Below are 14,812 nucleotides of genomic sequence, written 5' to 3'. Positions count from 1 at the left end.
GCTCTGGGGCTACGGCTCGACGACGACCTCCTGGGCCGCGGCCGTCGTGTCGGCGACGAGTCGCGCGTCCGGGGGGACGTTCCGCTTGACCAGGGCGAGGGCGACGGGACCGAGCTCGTGGTGCCGTACGGAGGTCGTCACGAAGCCGATCTTGCGGCCGTCGGGGCCCTCGTCCGCGAGCCGGAGGTCGGCGCCGGCGGGCGGCAGATGGACCTCGCTGCCGTCCAGGTGCAGGAAGACAAGGCGCCGCGGGGGCTTGCCGAGGTTCTGGACGCGGGCGACGGTCTCCTGGCCGCGGTAGCAGCCCTTCTGGAGGTGCACCGCGGTACCGATCCAGCCCAGCTCGTGCGGGATGGTGCGGTGATCGGTCTCGAAGCCGAGGCGCGGGCGGTGGTGCTCGACGCGCAGCGCCTCGTAGGCCAGCAGACCGGCGGCGGGCCCGGACTTCTCGGCGTACGACTCCAGGTCGGCACGCGGCAGGAAGAGATCGCGGCCGTACGGCGTCTCGCGTACGACGACCCCTTCAGGCACCTCGGCGATGGACCCGGCGGGCAGGTGGACGATCGCGAACTCGTCGGTGCGGTCGGCGACTTCAACCCGGTAGAAGAACTTCATCGACTCCAGGTAGGCGAGCAACGCGCCCTGGGTGCCGGGTTCGACATGGGCCCAGACGGTCGTGCCGTCGTCGACGAGGTACAGGGCGTGCTCGATGTGGCCGTGCGCGGAGAGGATCAGCGCCTCGGTGGCCTGGCCCGTGGGCAGGTCGCTGACGTGCTGGGTGAGCAGCAGGTGCAGCCAGCTGAGGCGGTCGTCACCGGTGACGGACACGACGCCGCGGTGCGAGAGGTCGACGAATCCGGTGCCGTCGGCCAGGGCGCGCTGTTCGCGGAACAGGTCGCCGTAGTGCGCGGCGACGCCTTCGTCCACGCCCTCGGCGGGGACGGCGCCGGGCAGGGACAGCAGGGGGCTCTTCATATGCACAAGCCTACGACTCGGTAGTTGAAGTCTTGATCTCGAGGGACTTGGCGGAACAGTCCTTGCAGCGGCCGAAGATCGCGAAGTGCTTCATGTCGGTCTCGAAGCCGAACTCCTGCCGGAGCTTCGCGGTGAAGTCGGCGGCCACCTTGATGTCGGCCTCGATGACGTTCTGGCAGTCGCGGCAGACCAGGTGGATGTGATGGTGGCGGTCGGCGAGGTGGTACGTCGGCGCCCCGTGCCCGAGGTGGGCATGGCTGACCAGCCCGAGCTCCTCCAGGAGCTCCAGGGTCCGGTAGACCGTGGAGATGTTGACCCCCGAGGCCGTCTTCTTGACTTCCGTGAGGATGTCGTCGGGGGTCGCGTGCTCCAGGGTGTCCACGGCTTCGAGGACAAGCTGGCGCTGCGGCGTCAGCCGGTAGCCGCGCTGCCTGAGGTCGCTCTTCCAGTCGGTGCTCACCACGGGGCCAAGTCTAGGACCGTTGCCGTAAAGGGCGTCCACCGACGGATTTTGCCTTCCCTTGGCAACCTGTGCGGTGCTGGGCCTGTCTCACTGGCCGGAAGATCCCCGAGAAGAACCAGAGGTCCTCGATGAACCGCTCGATCGTCCGCCGGGCCCTGCGCTTAGCCGGTGTCACCGGTGCCGCGCTGACGGCCACCGTGGCGACCGCCCTCCCCGCGCACGCCATCAACCGGGTGGACTGCGCGGGCCGCAACGACTTCTTCTACTTCGAGGTCGACGGCGTCAACCCCTGCTTCGCCAACGCCGGCACCATGGACGTCGCCATCTACGGCGTGGGCTGGACGAGCACCGGCAACAACGAGGTGAGCTTCAAGTACCGCACGGTCCTGGGCGGCCCGCTGTGGGACTCGGGGCGGCTCGCGAAGTGGACGGCGTTCGACCTGGGGCTCGCGTCCGGCTCGCCCAGCGGGAAGGTCCACAAGATCGAGCAGATCACGATCTACTGATCCCGCGGACCACCGCGTGGCGTGCGGACCGGCCTACTTGAAGAAGGCGATCCCGTCGTCCGGCATGTCGTCGGGCAGGGCCTTCGCCCAGCGCTCGACCTCCTCCGGGGTGACGACCTTCTTCAGGTGGGCCGACATGTAGGGGCGCAGCTCGACCTCGGGGGTCTGCTTCTCGCCGACCCACATGAGGTCGCTCTTGACGTAGCCGTACAGGCGCTTGCCACCGCTGTACGGCCCGGACGCGGCCGTGCGCGCGACGGCGTCGGTCACCAGGTCGATCTGCGGCTTCTGGTCGGCCATCTCGCCGTACCAGATCTCGACCACGCCGTCGTCGCGGACCATCGTCACCTCGACCTTGCGGTCGGAGTCGATGCGCCAGAAGCCGTGCTCGGTCTCCAGCGGGCGGACCTTGTTGCCGTCGTTGTCGAGGACCCAGGTGTGGGAGTCGTACTCCAGGAAGTCCCGGCCGTCGTGGCTGAAGGTCACCTCCTGGCCGAAGTTGCACTTCTCCGAGTCCGGGAAGTCGTGCACGCCCGCGCCGGCCCAGTTGCCGAGCAGGAAGGCGAGCGGGACGAGGTCCTTGTGGAGGTCGGACGGGATCTCGATCATGAGTGGCGGTTCCTAGACGGGGGTCAGCGCTGGCCCTGGTACAGCTTCTTCACGGTCAGGTAGGCGAAGGCGAGGACGCCGACGCAGACCAGGACCAGCAGGGCTTCGAAGAAGATCTCCACGGGGTGCTCCTCGGATGAGCGGGGTGCGGTGCTTGTACACAGGGCCGGGCCCCAGCTTACGCGGCCGGGGCCCGGGGGACCGTGCGGGCCTCCTCACCCCAGGAGCTGGCCCTGCAGGGTCACCGTCTGCTGGAAGGGGACGGGGTTCGCGGTGCCCTTGCGGGACTGGATCACCAGGGCGAGGACGTCGCCGGCGCTGACGTAGGCCTGTCGGGTCTGCTCCTTGCCGTACGGCTTCGACTCGACGTACGCGACGCGTGAGACGTTCGTGACCAGGGACGCGTCGGGGAAGTCCTCGTCGGCCACCATTTCGACGGCGCCGCGCAACGGGTAGCCGGGGCCGTCGTACGGGGCGAGCTCACGGGTCAGCTCGTCGAGCACGGCGGCGGAGTCGAACTGGAGCAGGTAGACGGCGGTGCGGGTGCCGTCGGGCGTGGTCCAGCCGCGGGCCGCGATGTGACGGAGGCCGTAGTCGGTGAACTTCTGGGCGAGTTCGGCGCGGTCCTCCTTCGCGTCGTAGACGGAGAGGAAGTCCTTCGTCGGCAGCCAGCCGTCCGTGCCGGTCAGCGCCTTGTCCGGGGTCGCGCCGTGGGGCGCGGGCAGCACGAGCCGCCGTAGGTCGGCGTAGTGGGAGGCGGTCTTGTTCGAGTCCGCGAAGGGGCCGGGGCTGCCGGAGGGCAGCGGGGGCTTCGTGAGCGTGGGGTAGTCCCAGCGGCCGTCCGACTCCGTGGCCAGGCCGGGGACGTCGGTGCGCTCCATGCCGGCGACGGCGTAGGCGGTCCCGGTGGCGAAGGCCGCGAAGGTGAGGACGGCGGTGGTCCAGCGCAGGGCGGCGCGGAGGGCCCGGCGGGGCTTGCGGGCCGGTACCGGGTGCTCGCCCCCGACGGGTGCGGGCTCCGTGGGACCTGCGGCCCCGGTGGTCTCGATCTGCTCGGTCATACCGCCTCCCCCGGTTCCGCGATGCGGTCGAGCTGCTCGCGCAGCAGCTTCGCGACCCCCTCCTGCTTCATCGGCTTCGCGCTGTCCGCGGTGAGGCTGACCAGCACGTTGCCCTGATGTGCGAAGCAGACCATCGAGTCGAGCTTCTCCTTCTTGGACGTCGGCGCCAGGAAGCAGTGGGCGTCCTTGTGGCCCACGATCTTCGGGCCCGCGCGCAGGATGCCGTCCAGCATGTCGACGAACGAATCCTGGTAGCGGGCGATCTCGCGTACGGCCGACGCGTTGTCCAGCTCGGACAGCTCGATGGTCACCGTGGCGGCCTCCTGCGCGTAGGGGTCGCTGAGGTAGCTGCGCATCGCGACGCCCTTGAGGCGCTGCTTGTCGATCTGCTTCTCCAAGGCCCTGCGCTGGGTGCGCGGCAGCCCGCTCAGCGACTCCTTGCGCAGCGCGGTCGCATGGGCCCCGCTCAGCTCGGCGTCATAGCCGTACTCGCCGATGTCGGGCCCGTGGGGCCAGGTGTCGTCGTCGAACGGCACGAGCATCCGGGAGAGCCCCTTCGCCGCGACGGGCTGCGCCGTCTCGGGTGTGGCCTTCGGGAACGTCCACGACGGCGCTCCCGCGTCACGGTCGGCGCCGTCGACGGTGACCACGGTGTACCCGACCCCACCCACGACACCGGCGGCCAGCAGAAGCGACCCCACGAGAGCGACGACACGACGACGCCGGGCGGGGTTGCGGGCGGGCGCGGGGAGCTCCGCGGGCACGGGCGCCCCGGTGTCCTCCACCGCGTCGGTCGGTGTCGGCTGGGTCTCGTTGTCACTCACAGCCGCTCCATCTGACGCTCGGCGAGGTCCATGATCGTCTTCTTGGTGAGCGGCTTGGTGTCCCAGACCCGGATCTCCATGACCACGTCACCTCGCCAGGCGTACGCCTCGGCGCCGTAGATCGGCAGGTACCCGAACTCGGTGTCGGGCTTGTCGTGCACGTACGCCTTGCCGTCCCCGGTGCCGGGGATGGCCCAGCTACGGGTCGAGGCCTCCTTGTCGGCCCAGTACTGGCCGTCGGACGCCTCGTCGGCCGCCACCAGCGACTCCTCCTGCCGGTACTGGATCAGGCGGATCGTCACCTCCTTGTCACCGCTGGCCCAGCCCGTGGTGGCCGCGCGACGGAAATCGTCGCCCAGCTGGTCGCTGAGCGCCCCCGCGGGATCCTCGTAGAGCTCGGCGTACGAGGCCAGGTCCAGCCAGCGGTCATCGTCACCCAGCCAGTCCGCGCCCTTCGCCCCGGCCGGCTTCTTCAGCAGCAGCTTGCGCAGGTCGCCGTCGGTCTTGACGCGGCGGTCCTGGGCGGCGGACAGCGGTTCGGGGGCCGGGCCGGTGGCCTGGGCCAGGGTCGGCTGCGAGAGCGAGGGCAGCGGGGTGGGGGCGCGGTCCGCCTGGATCAGATATCCGGCGCAGGTCCCGGCCACGACACCGAGCACGGCCGCGGCGGCGATCAACAGGGTCGTACGGCCACGGCGGCGCCCGCGGGTTGCCCCTCCAGGCTCTTCGACCTCCACGGGCCGTTCAGGCCCTTCAGGCTCTCCGGGTTCTTCGGGTACTTCCAAAGCGTCCCCCACTAAGACGTGAAGCGCGCGTTCCGTATGCGCGCTTCACAGGTGACTTCCGGTCAACGCCCGGAGTTGTACGGGGGGTTGTCACGATCCGGACACATCGCACATCCGCTCAGGCGAGGAGCTGGGTCTGCAAGGCCAGGGTCTGCGCGAAGGGCCCGGTGGCCACGGTTCCCTCGCGGGACTGGAGCACCACGGCCAGCACGTCCCCGGCGGACAGATACGCCTGCCGGACGTGCTCGGCGCCGTACGGCCGCTTCTCGTCGTACGCGGAGCGGCGGATCTCCGCGATGCCGGACGCGTCGGGGAGGTCCTCGTCGGGCACGGACCGTTCCGCGCCGCGCACCCGGTGGCCCGGGGCGTCCCGGGGGGCCAGGTGCTGGTGGAACAGGTCGTCCACGACCGCCGCCGTGCCGAAGCGGAGCAGGTAGACACGGGTGTGCGTGCCGTCGGGCGTGGTCCAGCCGCGTGCGGCGACGTGCCGCAGGCCGGTGTCGACGAGCAGCTGTCCGAGGGCGGCCCGGTCCGGCCCGGCGTACTCCGCCAGGAAGCCGTCGGTCGTCAGCCACCCCTCGGAGCCGCGCAGCGCCCGGTCCTCCACCGCCCCCTTCGGCGCGGGCAGCACCAGGGCCCGCAGATCCGCATGGTGGACGCCCGGCCGGTCCTCGTCGGCGAACGGGGCGGGACTGTCGGAGGGCAGCGGCGGGCTGCTCAGGCGCGGGTACTCCCACAGGCCCTCGGTCGCCGCCGGGAGCCCGGGCACGTCCTCCCGGTCCAGGCGGGTGACGCCGTACGCGGTCGCGGTCCCTGCTACGGCGAAGACGGCCAGCACGGCGAGCCCGCGCAGGGCGGACAGGGTCCTCGCGGACACGGCCCCCGCCCCCTTCACAGCCGCACCATCTGGCGCTCGGCGAGATCCATGATCGTTCCCCAGGGGACCGGGTCCTCGCCGTAGACCCAGATGTGCAGGGAGAGGTCGCCGCGTGACGCGTGCGCCTCCGCGCTGACGCCGGGCAGGGCGGTGGACTCGGCGGACGGCTCCGGGTGGAGGTACGCCCTGCCCGCACCGGTGCCGGGTATCGGCCGGCTCTTCACGTCCGGGTCCGTCTCCGCCCAGTACCGGCTGCTCGAACTGTCGTCGGCGGGGGCCGTCGGGGCTTCCCGCTGCTCGAACTGGGCCAGCCAGATCTCCACCTGGTGGCTGCCGGTGTCCCAGCCGGTGACCGCCGCCCGCAGGAACTCCTGCTTCTCGAGGTGGTCGTAGTAGGTCTCGGGCTCGTCCGACATGTCGGCGTACTCGCCCAGGGCCATCCAGCCCTGGGGCGCCACCCAGTCCGGCGTGGTCGCACCGTCCGGCGTCTCCAGGAGCAGCTCCCGCAGGTCCCCGTCGTTCCTGACCTTGCGGTCCTGCTCGGCGGTGAGCGGCTCCGGCTGCGGGCCGCGGGCCTGAGGGAGCGCCGGCTGGACGAGCAGGGGGAGCGTCGGCTCCCGGCCCGCCTGGACCAGGTATCCGGCGCAGGCCCCGGCGACTACGCCGAGTACGGCCGCGGCGGCGACCAACTGTCTCTTCGGGTCCTTCACGTGCGTCTCCCATAAGGCGTGCGACGCGCCTTCCGCATGCGCGCCGCACAGGAGACCCCTGGTCAGCCCCGGAGGTTGTACGTGAACGCGGACCACGCTTCCGCCGAGAAGAGGAGCGGGGGGCGGGCCGGGTCCTTGCTGTCACGGACGGGGACGAGGGGGGAGGCGTCGTCGGAGACCTCCAGGCAGGCGCCGCCGTCCGGGTTGCTGTAACTGCTCTTGCGCCACGTCACACCGCTCAGGTCGATGGCTCGCACGGCACTTCCTCCAACATCCGCAGGATGAACTTCCGTGACTCGCCCGGGTTCAGCGCGAGGTCACGCATCGCATCGTAGGCACGGTGGAGCCGCTCAACGGATGTGATTTCCTCGACCAGTTCACCTCGCAGGGCGTTCTCCAGGTACACCACCGTCCGACCACCCAGCAGCTTCAGGAACATCACGTCGCTGCTCACCAGACCGTGCATCCCCGCGTCCTGCGGCAGCACCTGGATCGTCACGTTGGGCCACTGCGCCACCTCCAGCAAGTGCTCCAACTGCTCCCGCCACGCGCCCGCGTCCCGCAGCGGAGTCCGCAGCACCGCCTCCGCGAGGACGGCCCGGAACACGGGGGCGTCCTCCTCCTCCAGCAGCTGGCGCCGCCCGGTGCGGGCCTCGACCTGCTGGTCCAGTTCCTCGCCCTTGGCGCCGCCCAGCGCAAGCAACTCACGGGCGTACCCGTCCGACTGGAGCAGGCCGTGCACGGTGCTCACCCCGAAGTGCCACAGACTGTGCGCCTCCGTCTCCAGCACCATGTACCGCCGGTACTGCTCCTTGAACTGCGTCGGGTCCCCGACCGCCAGCTCCCACAGGGCCAGCAGCATCCCCGACGTCCCGTAGTGCTGGTCCAGGGCCTCCACGAGCTCCGGGCTGCCCAGGCTGCGCCCGCTCTCCATCTTGCCCAGCGTCGACGCGTCCCAGCCGAGCCGGTCCGCAACGTCCCGGAGGCTGCCGCCCTTTCCGGCCCTCAGTAACCGCAGTTCCTCCGCGAACCGTGCCCTCGGTTCATGGCTCCGCCCCGTGACCACCCGCCGCTGCGGCACCGCGCCTCCTTGATCATCCTTGTGGAATTTGTGGAATTTGGAACGCCCGCTGTGGAATTTGCGGCCGTTCCCGTCGCGATCCGTCCCCGCCCTGGGTCATCCTCGTATCGACCCAGGAATACGCAGAGTAGTCCAACTGCCGCATTCCGTATACATGTTGGGCGAAAGGACACATACCTCATGGAACCGGGAACGCTTCTCTTCGACCCCGCCACCAACAGAGTCGGCGAGTACCAGGACCGCTCGGGGCCGTACGCGATGCTGCGGCCCGTCGGCGGCGGCCGGGAGTGGCAGGCCGATCCGGAGGTGCTGCGGCCGGCCACCGACCAGGAGCGGCTGAGCGCCGGGGTCCGCGCGGCGAACGACCGGGCGCGGGCCGGTGTCCCGACGCGCCCGGCGACCGACGGGCCGTTCCTGGTGGCCGGTCTGCGGTGCGGGGTGGAGCGAGAGGAGGACCTCGCATGAGCGTCCCGCCGCCCTACTATCCGTATCCGCTGCCGTCCGAAGCCCCGGAGCCGGGGCCGGAGCCGAAGCCGGAGCCCGGGTCGGCCGCCCGCCCTCCGCGCAGGCGCCGGCGGTGGAGGCCACGGCGGCGGCCGCGGCTCCGGGTGCCGTGGGTCCTCGTCGACGACGCCTTCTGGACCGGCGTGCTCACCGCGGTCAGCATCGCGGGGCTGGTGGCGGTGATCGTCGCGACGACCTGAGCGCCGTACGCACTACGCTGCCCGCATGGCGAAGAAGCTCGTGATCAAGGTGACCGCCGGGGCCGATGCTCCCGAGCGCTGTTCGCAGGCGTTCACCGTGGCGGCGGTGGCCGTGGCCAGTGGCGTGGACGTCTCGCTGTGGCTGACCGGGGAGTCGGCCTGGTTCGCCCTGCCGGGCCGGGCCGCCGAGTTCGAGCTGCCGCACGCCGCCCCGCTGCCCGACCTGCTGGACTCGATCCTCGCGGGCGGGCGGCTCACCCTGTGCACCCAGTGCGCGGCCCGCCGGGACATCACGGAGAAGGACGTCATCGAGGGCGTACGGATCGCGGGCGCGCAGGTGTTCGTGCAGGAGGCCCTGGCGGACGGGACGCAGGCGCTCGTCTACTGAGACGCCCGCCGCGCGGGCCGGCGGCCTGTCACAGCTGGTCGACAATTCAAGGAAGGCCTTACCCGGCGCGGTTAGTCTCACGTTCGACGGCCACCCGTCCGTCGACACCACCGCCGCTCTGGGGGATCCAAACGCATGCGCGCCCTGCGAATACTTCTGATCACCGCCGTGATTCTCGGCGGGCTGTTCGTCGCCGCCGACCGTCTGGCGGTCCACTTCGCGGAGGGCGAGGTCGCCGACCGGCTGAAGACGCAGGAGGGGCTGACCACGACCCCGAGCGTGGACATCAAGGGGTTCCCGTTCCTGACCCAGGTGGCCGGCGGCGAACTCGACGACGTCCAGGTCGGGATGAAGGAGTACGACGCGGACACCGGCACCAGCGGGGGCACGATCCGCATCGACGACCTGAACGCCGCCATGAAGGGCGTCGCGTTCTCCGGCGACTACAGCTCCGCCACCGCCACCACCGCCTCCGGCACCGCCGCCATCACCTACGACCAGCTGCTCAAGGCGGCCAAGTCGCAGGAGACCCAGCTGCCGCTCGGCATCACCGCGAAGGTCGTCGGGCTCTCCGACGGCGGCGACGGCAAGATCAAGGTCGACATCAAGGTGAGCGCCCTGGAGAAGCCCGTGTCCGTGCTCAGCACCGTCAGCGTCGTCGACGGGGACACCGTGCGGGTGCACGCCGACTCGATCCCCAGCTTCGGCAGCATCACCCTCGCCGACTCCGACTTCCGCTCCATCGCCGACTTCGACCAGAAGATCGAGGGCCTGCCCGGCGGCATCAAGCTCGACAAGGTCGACGCGGGTGCGAACGGTGTGGAGATCGCGGTGAAGGGTTCGAACGTCAAGCTCGCCGGGTAGGACGAGCGTCGGGCCGGACCCGGCTCGTCCGACAGGCGAGACGGTCACGTCCGTACCGTAGATGTGATGACGGCTACAGCCGCCCGGGATCCGTGGGAGCACGGCCCGGGCGGCTTTCTGGTCCCATATTCCGGACGATCGCATCTCAGCATGCGACACACCGGTGACATGCCGGTATGTCCGTCCCTACGATCGACGCCATGAAGCGACAGGCGGATCTCACGAAGCGGCGGGCAGTAGACCTGTGCCGCGTCGCCGCCATGCTCTGTCGCCCCTTCTGAGCGGACGGCACGGCCTCCGCATCCCCTTGCCCTGGCGCCCCCAGGGCATCCGTGCGCCCCGCGCACCCTTCCGCACGCCCCGCCGCAACTGCCCCGGAGGAGAAAGAGCATGAGCCGCAGCGACGTCCTGGTCGACGCCGACTGGGTCGAGGCCAACCTCGACAACCCGAACATCGCGATCGTGGAGGTGGACGAAGACACGTCCGCCTACGAGAAGAACCACATCCGCAACGCGATCCGGATCGACTGGACCAAGGACCTGCAGGACCCGGTCCGCCGCGACTTCGTCGACCAGGAGGGCTTCGAGAAGCTCCTGTCGGCGAAGGGCATCGCCAACGACACCCTGGTGATCCTCTACGGCGGCAACAACAACTGGTTCGCGTCCTACGCCTACTGGTACTTCAAGCTGTACGGCCACGAGAACGTCAAGCTGCTCGACGGTGGCCGCAAGAAGTGGGAGCTGGACGCCCGCGAGCTGGTCGAGGAGGTCCCGGAGCGCGCCGAGACCACCTACACCGCCAAGCCGCAGAACACGGCCATCCGCGCCTTCCGCGACGACGTCGTGGCGGCCATCGGTTCGCAGAACCTGGTCGACGTGCGCTCCCCCGACGAGTTCTCCGGGAAGCTGCTCGCCCCGGCCCACCTGCCGCAGGAGCAGTCGCAGCGTCCGGGTCACGTCCCGTCCGCGCGCAACATCCCGTGGTCGAAGAACGCCAACGACGACGGCACCTTCAAGTCGGACGAGGAGCTCAAGGAGCTCTACGCCGAGGAGCAGGTCGACCTCGCCAAGGACACCATCGCGTACTGCCGTATCGGTGAGCGCTCGGCCCTGACCTGGTTCGTGCTGCACGAGCTGCTCGGTGTCGAGAACGTCAAGAACTACGACGGCTCCTGGACCGAGTACGGCTCCCTGGTCGGCGTTCCGATCGAGCTCGGCGCCAACAAGTAAGCAATCCAGTCCCACCCGACCGGCCTTCCTTCCGGTCAGACCCCTCTTTGGAGAAAGACATGTGTGGAGCGAAGGCCGGCGGCCCGGACGCCTCGACGATCAAGCCCGGTGAGACCACGATCCAGGGTCAGGTGACGCGTGACGGCGAGCCTGTGGTGGGCTACGTCCGCCTCCTGGACTCGACCGGCGAGTTCACGGCGGAGGTCCCGACCTCCGCGACGGGCCAGTTCCGCTTCTACGCGGCCGAGGGCACCTGGACCGTCCGCGCCCTGGTCCCCGGCGGCACCGCCGACCGTACGGTCGTCGCCCAGCAGGGCGGCCTGGCCGAGGTCGCGATCGCGGTCTGAGGCAGGCAGGTCAGCAGTCGGAGGGCCGTACCCGCCGGGGTACGGCCCTTCGGCCTGTGCGGGCCTACGCTGGAGGCATGTTGGCGCGACGACGGCATGTCTACTTCGCCATGATGGGCACGTGCATCGGGCTGTTCGTGCTGGCCTGGGGAGTCGTGCGGCTCTGGTCGATGCCGGTGGCCGTGGGGATGTGCGTGGTGGCCATGGTGATCCCGCCGCTCGCCGCGATGGTCGCCAACCGGCGCGGCCCCGACGACCGCTGGTGGGACGACCCCTCCGGCGACCCGAAGTCCGACGAGTGGTGGGACGAACTGGACGGGAGGAAGCGCCGGCAGTAGGAAGGCGGGCATGTCCTCTTCCGCGAGCGCGAGCAGCAGGAAGGCCTCCACGTCCCCGTCCGCGAGGCTGTCCACCGTCGTCCTCGACGCCCACGACGCGCACGAACTGGCCGCCTTCTACCAGCGCCTGCTCGGGTACGTGGTGCGCGCCGAGGAGCCGCACTGGGTGCTCATCGGCCCGCCGCCCGGCACCGCGGGCACGTCCCTCGCCTTCGAGACCGAACCCGGGTACGTGCCGCCCGTCTGGCCCACCCGCAAGCGCGGCGACCAGCAGATGATGCTGCACCTGGACATCGAGGTGGACGACCTGGAGGCCGATACCGCGCGGGCGGTCGCCGGAGGGGCGCGGGTCGCCGACCACCAGCCGCAGGACGACGTACGGGTGCTGTACGACCCGTCCGGCCACCCGTTCTGCCTCTGGGTCGAGACGCCTAGCTGATCGCCCGGCCCAGTACGTACACCGCCGGAGCGGCCGCCGCCAGGGGCAGGGCCACGCCCGCCGTGAAGTGCACGAAGCGGGACGGGTAGTCATAGCTCGCGACCCGGTGGCCGACCAGCGCGCACACCGCGGCGCCCGCGCCGAGCAGGGCGCCCTTCGCGCCGAGGCCCGTCATCCCGCCGACCGCGATGCCCGCGCCCGCCGCGGCCAGCAGGGCGACGGCCACGGAGGCCGGGGTCGGCAGGGGCAGCGCGCGGGCCAGGACGGCCACGGCCACCGCGGCCGCGCCGACCGACACCGCGTCGGGGTCGGCCGCGAGATACCCGGTCGCCACGATCGCCAGCGCCGCCGAGGCGACGGTCGCCATCAGGCCGTACATCCGCTCGTCCGGGTCGGCGTGCGAGCGGAGCTGCATCACCAGGCTGAGCAGGACCCACACGCCGAGGGTGCCGAGGATCGCGGCGGGGCCGTTGGAGCGGCCCGCCACCAGCAGCGCCGCGTCCGCGACCAGCGCGCCGAGGAACGCCAGCGCGATGCCCTGCCGGGCGGGCCACATGCCGTTCAGCCGGAACCAGCCGGCCGCGGTGACCGCCTGGAGGAGGACGAGGGGGACGAGGAGGGCGTACGACCCGACGGCCGCCGTACCGGAGAGCAGCAGGCCGAGGAGCGCGGTGAGCCCGGCCGGCTGGATACCGGGCTCGATGACCGGGGACCGGCCTTCGAGCCGGGCACGCTGGGCATCGGTGACACGGGAGTTGCCGGCGAGGGTGGCGGGCCCGTAGCCGGAGGGGGCGGCGGCGCCGGAGGCTTGGGCGGCGGGGAGCGGCTGGGCGCCACCGGCACCGGCACCAGCACCCACCGGCGCGGTGCCGTCACCGGCGGGAGCAGGGCCGACAGGACCGTGACCAGCGGTGCCGGAACCCGCCGCGGAACCGTACGCCGCCGGGCCGGGAGCCGCCGCGGGGCCGTATGCGTCGGCGCCCGGAGCCGCCTGCGAGGAGCCATAGGCGCCGGAGCCGGGTACCGCCTGCGCGGAGCCGTACCCGCCCGATCCCGGAGCCGCCTGCGCGGACCCGTACCCACCCGATCCCGGAGCCGCCTGCCCGGATCCGTACCCACCCGATCCCGGAGTCGGCTGCGCTGCGGCCCCGTATCCGCCCGCGCCCTGGGGCGTGCCGTAGTTCCGGGGGTCGCCGTCGTACCCCTGCTGCGGCAGGTACGCCGTCTCCGGTGGCGCCTGGAGCGGGGTGTGGATCTGGGTCTCCCAGGTCTGGCCCTGCCACTGCTGGGTGTGCTGCTGGGCGGACTGCGGGTCCTCGTGGCCCTGGTCCGCGTGGGCCGGCCAGCCCTGCTGCGGATACTGGTCGTAGCCCTCGTACGGCTGGTTCGTCATCGTCACCCTCCTGCGAACGGCGGGAGCACCTCGACCGTGCCGCCGTCGGCCAGCCGTACCGTCTCATGTCCGCGGGTGCCCACGGGGTCACCGTCGACGAGGAACGAGCATCGCCGCAGGACGCGCACGAGTTCACCGGGGTGTCGCTCACGCGCCGCGTCCAGCGCCTCGGCGAGCGTGGCCGCGTCGAACGGCTCCTCGGCGAGACCGGCCGCGGCCTTCGCGGCGGCCCAGTAGCGCACCGTGACCTTTGGCATCCGCTTCCTCAATCGATCGATGGTGTACGCGCCCCAGGCTAGCCGCCCGCTGTGACAGCCCAGTCCCCGATCCGGCCCAGCAGCTCGTCGCCGACCGCGTGCTCGGCGTGCCCCATCGGCTCGATCCACAGGTCGGCGTGGTCCCCGGCCGCCGCCGCGAGCATCCGCGGGTGGTCGAGGGGGAAGTAGCCGTCGCGGTCGCCGTGGACGATGAGGAGGGGCGTCGGCGCGATCCGCGGGACCGCCTCGACCGGGGAGAGGGGGACCGGGTCCCACTCGCGGTGGTGGATGCGGGTGCGGAAGCCGTAGCGGCCCACCAGGCGCCCCGCGGGACGGGTCACCAGCCAGTGGAGCCGGCGCATGGGGGCCGTACCGCGGTAGTACCAGCGGGCCGGGGCGCTGACCGAGACCACCGTGTCCGCGTGGGCGCCGGTCTCCGGCCCGTACAGCGCCGCGTGCCGCAGCACCACCGAGCCGCCCATGGAGAAGCCGACGGTCACCACGCGCGCGTGGCCGAACTCGCGGGCCCACGCCACCGCGGCGGCCAGGTCCAGCACCTCGCGGTCGCCGACCGTGGAGCGCCCGCCGGAGGCCCCGTGACCGCGGAAGGAGAACGTGACGGCGGCGCCGTACCGCGTGAGGGCCTCCACCACCCGGCGAACATGCGGACGATCCACATCGCCCGTGAAACCGTGCGCGACGACGAACACCAGGTCACGGGAAGGTGGCCGGGAGGAGTCGTATACGAAGGAGGGCGGATCGTATACGGAATCGATCGTCACGCCGTCGTCGGTGTGCAGAAACGTCCGTATAGGTGTGTGTCTGCGCGTCTCAGAGTGCGGACGAGCCGTGGAACGCACCACACGACCTGCCGGATCAATGCTCATGTGGGCTATTCTCGTCGGAAGAGGACTCGGGCAACGCAGCCCCCGGGTCCTTTTGTGCTTTCGGATACCCCCGTATA

General features: G+C 71.1%; 22 protein-coding genes and 1 pseudogene. 10 read left to right on the top strand and 13 right to left on the bottom strand.

Going from position 1 to position 14,812, the window contains the following annotated elements; translation table 11 throughout:
• Positions 1-9: 9 nt before the first annotated feature.
• Both OHN19_RS23060 and OHN19_RS23055 read right to left on the bottom strand, forming a co-directional pair.
• Positions 10-975: a YgfZ/GcvT domain-containing protein gene (locus OHN19_RS23060; RefSeq protein ID WP_123765041.1), complete on the bottom strand. Its 966-nt coding sequence runs from the start codon at positions 973-975 to the stop codon at positions 10-12.
• Positions 976-985: 10 nt separating this feature from the next.
• On the bottom strand, positions 986-1,438 hold the full coding sequence (locus OHN19_RS23055; protein ID WP_330265993.1) for a Fur family transcriptional regulator: 453 nt from the start codon (positions 1,436-1,438) through the stop codon (positions 986-988).
• Between the two features lie 128 nt (positions 1,439-1,566).
• Between OHN19_RS23055 and OHN19_RS23050 the strand changes: the two genes are divergently transcribed.
• Entirely contained in the window at positions 1,567-1,944 is a 378-nt protein-coding gene (locus OHN19_RS23050) for a beta/gamma crystallin domain-containing protein (RefSeq protein ID WP_148090861.1), read from the top strand.
• 33 nt (positions 1,945-1,977) lie between these two features.
• Here OHN19_RS23050 and OHN19_RS23045 read toward each other — a convergent pair whose 3' ends face one another.
• From OHN19_RS23045 to OHN19_RS23010, 8 genes are all read right to left on the bottom strand, one after another.
• A complete protein-coding gene (locus OHN19_RS23045; RefSeq protein WP_330265992.1) occupies positions 1,978-2,553 on the bottom strand; it encodes an FABP family protein in 576 nt (191 codons plus the stop codon).
• 215 nt (positions 2,554-2,768) lie between these two features.
• Positions 2,769-3,614 carry a hypothetical protein gene (locus OHN19_RS23040; protein ID WP_330265991.1) on the bottom strand — a complete coding sequence of 282 codons (846 nt, stop codon included), beginning with the start codon at positions 3,612-3,614 and terminating at the stop codon, positions 2,769-2,771.
• The gene (locus tag OHN19_RS23035; protein WP_330265990.1) at positions 3,611-4,438 is read right to left on the bottom strand and encodes a hypothetical protein; all 828 of its coding nucleotides are present in this window, start codon (positions 4,436-4,438) and stop codon (positions 3,611-3,613) included. The genes OHN19_RS23040 and OHN19_RS23035 overlap by 4 nt, the downstream gene beginning before the upstream one ends.
• A complete protein-coding gene (locus tag OHN19_RS23030; RefSeq protein WP_330265989.1) occupies positions 4,435-5,172 on the bottom strand; it encodes a hypothetical protein in 738 nt (245 codons plus the stop codon). The genes OHN19_RS23035 and OHN19_RS23030 overlap by 4 nt, the downstream gene beginning before the upstream one ends.
• Before the next feature lie 166 nt (positions 5,173-5,338).
• Complete coding sequence (locus OHN19_RS23025; RefSeq protein ID WP_330265988.1) at positions 5,339-6,097, bottom strand: hypothetical protein; 759 nt, start codon at positions 6,095-6,097, stop codon at positions 5,339-5,341.
• Positions 6,098-6,111: 14 nt separating this feature from the next.
• Positions 6,112-6,807, bottom strand: a complete 696-nt coding sequence (locus OHN19_RS23020) for a hypothetical protein (RefSeq protein WP_330265987.1) — start codon at positions 6,805-6,807, stop codon at positions 6,112-6,114.
• Between the two features lie 62 nt (positions 6,808-6,869).
• Positions 6,870-7,064 carry a DUF397 domain-containing protein gene (locus OHN19_RS23015; RefSeq protein ID WP_330265986.1) on the bottom strand — a complete coding sequence of 65 codons (195 nt, stop codon included), beginning with the start codon at positions 7,062-7,064 and terminating at the stop codon, positions 6,870-6,872.
• Positions 7,046-7,888, bottom strand: a complete 843-nt coding sequence (locus tag OHN19_RS23010; RefSeq protein WP_330265985.1) for a helix-turn-helix transcriptional regulator — start codon at positions 7,886-7,888, stop codon at positions 7,046-7,048. The genes OHN19_RS23015 and OHN19_RS23010 overlap by 19 nt, the downstream gene beginning before the upstream one ends.
• A gap of 180 nt (positions 7,889-8,068) precedes the next feature.
• Between OHN19_RS23010 and OHN19_RS23005 the strand changes: the two are divergent.
• The 9 genes and pseudogenes from OHN19_RS23005 to OHN19_RS22970 form a co-directional block, all read left to right on the top strand.
• Positions 8,069-8,299, top strand: a pseudogene (locus OHN19_RS23005) (hypothetical protein); the annotation flags it as partial.
• 50 nt (positions 8,300-8,349) lie between these two features.
• A complete protein-coding gene (locus tag OHN19_RS23000) occupies positions 8,350-8,592 on the top strand; it encodes a hypothetical protein (protein WP_330265984.1) in 243 nt (80 codons plus the stop codon).
• 25 nt (positions 8,593-8,617) lie between these two features.
• Complete coding sequence (locus OHN19_RS22995) at positions 8,618-8,980, top strand: DsrE family protein (RefSeq protein WP_123990152.1); 363 nt, start codon at positions 8,618-8,620, stop codon at positions 8,978-8,980.
• A 135-nt stretch (positions 8,981-9,115) separates the two neighbouring features.
• Positions 9,116-9,844 carry a DUF2993 domain-containing protein gene (locus OHN19_RS22990; protein ID WP_330265983.1) on the top strand — a complete coding sequence of 243 codons (729 nt, stop codon included), beginning with the start codon at positions 9,116-9,118 and terminating at the stop codon, positions 9,842-9,844.
• A gap of 176 nt (positions 9,845-10,020) precedes the next feature.
• The gene (locus OHN19_RS43945) at positions 10,021-10,125 is read left to right on the top strand and encodes an Ms5788A family Cys-rich leader peptide (protein WP_356464090.1); all 105 of its coding nucleotides are present in this window, start codon (positions 10,021-10,023) and stop codon (positions 10,123-10,125) included.
• A gap of 109 nt (positions 10,126-10,234) precedes the next feature.
• The gene (locus OHN19_RS22985; protein ID WP_330265982.1) at positions 10,235-11,074 is read left to right on the top strand and encodes a sulfurtransferase; all 840 of its coding nucleotides are present in this window, start codon (positions 10,235-10,237) and stop codon (positions 11,072-11,074) included.
• 59 nt (positions 11,075-11,133) lie between these two features.
• The gene (locus OHN19_RS22980; protein WP_007382995.1) at positions 11,134-11,421 is read left to right on the top strand and encodes a DUF1416 domain-containing protein; all 288 of its coding nucleotides are present in this window, start codon (positions 11,134-11,136) and stop codon (positions 11,419-11,421) included.
• Between the two features lie 77 nt (positions 11,422-11,498).
• Positions 11,499-11,759, top strand: a complete 261-nt coding sequence (locus tag OHN19_RS22975; protein ID WP_330265981.1) for a DUF3099 domain-containing protein — start codon at positions 11,499-11,501, stop codon at positions 11,757-11,759.
• A gap of 10 nt (positions 11,760-11,769) precedes the next feature.
• A complete protein-coding gene (locus OHN19_RS22970; RefSeq protein WP_330265980.1) occupies positions 11,770-12,198 on the top strand; it encodes a VOC family protein in 429 nt (142 codons plus the stop codon).
• Here OHN19_RS22970 and OHN19_RS22965 read toward each other — a convergent pair.
• From OHN19_RS22965 to OHN19_RS22955, 3 genes are read right to left on the bottom strand one after another with little or no spacing between them, the layout of a single operon-like run.
• Positions 12,191-13,591 carry a hypothetical protein gene (locus tag OHN19_RS22965; protein ID WP_330265979.1) on the bottom strand — a complete coding sequence of 467 codons (1,401 nt, stop codon included), beginning with the start codon at positions 13,589-13,591 and terminating at the stop codon, positions 12,191-12,193. The genes OHN19_RS22970 and OHN19_RS22965 overlap by 8 nt on opposite strands.
• 2 nt (positions 13,592-13,593) lie before the next feature.
• Positions 13,594-13,848 (bottom strand): MoaD/ThiS family protein, encoded by a 255-nt coding sequence (locus OHN19_RS22960; RefSeq protein WP_123761663.1) that lies wholly within the window; start codon positions 13,846-13,848, stop codon positions 13,594-13,596.
• Between the two features lie 38 nt (positions 13,849-13,886).
• Entirely contained in the window at positions 13,887-14,735 is an 849-nt protein-coding gene (locus OHN19_RS22955; RefSeq protein ID WP_330265978.1) for an alpha/beta hydrolase, read from the bottom strand.
• Positions 14,736-14,812: the final 77 nt, after the last annotated feature.

Source organism: Streptomyces griseorubiginosus (assembly GCF_036345115.1).
In the GTDB taxonomy this organism is placed as follows: domain Bacteria; phylum Actinomycetota; class Actinomycetes; order Streptomycetales; family Streptomycetaceae; genus Streptomyces; species Streptomyces griseorubiginosus_C.
The sequence above is the reverse complement of the archived record's forward strand: the minus strand, read 5'-3'. Positions and strand labels throughout refer to the sequence as shown.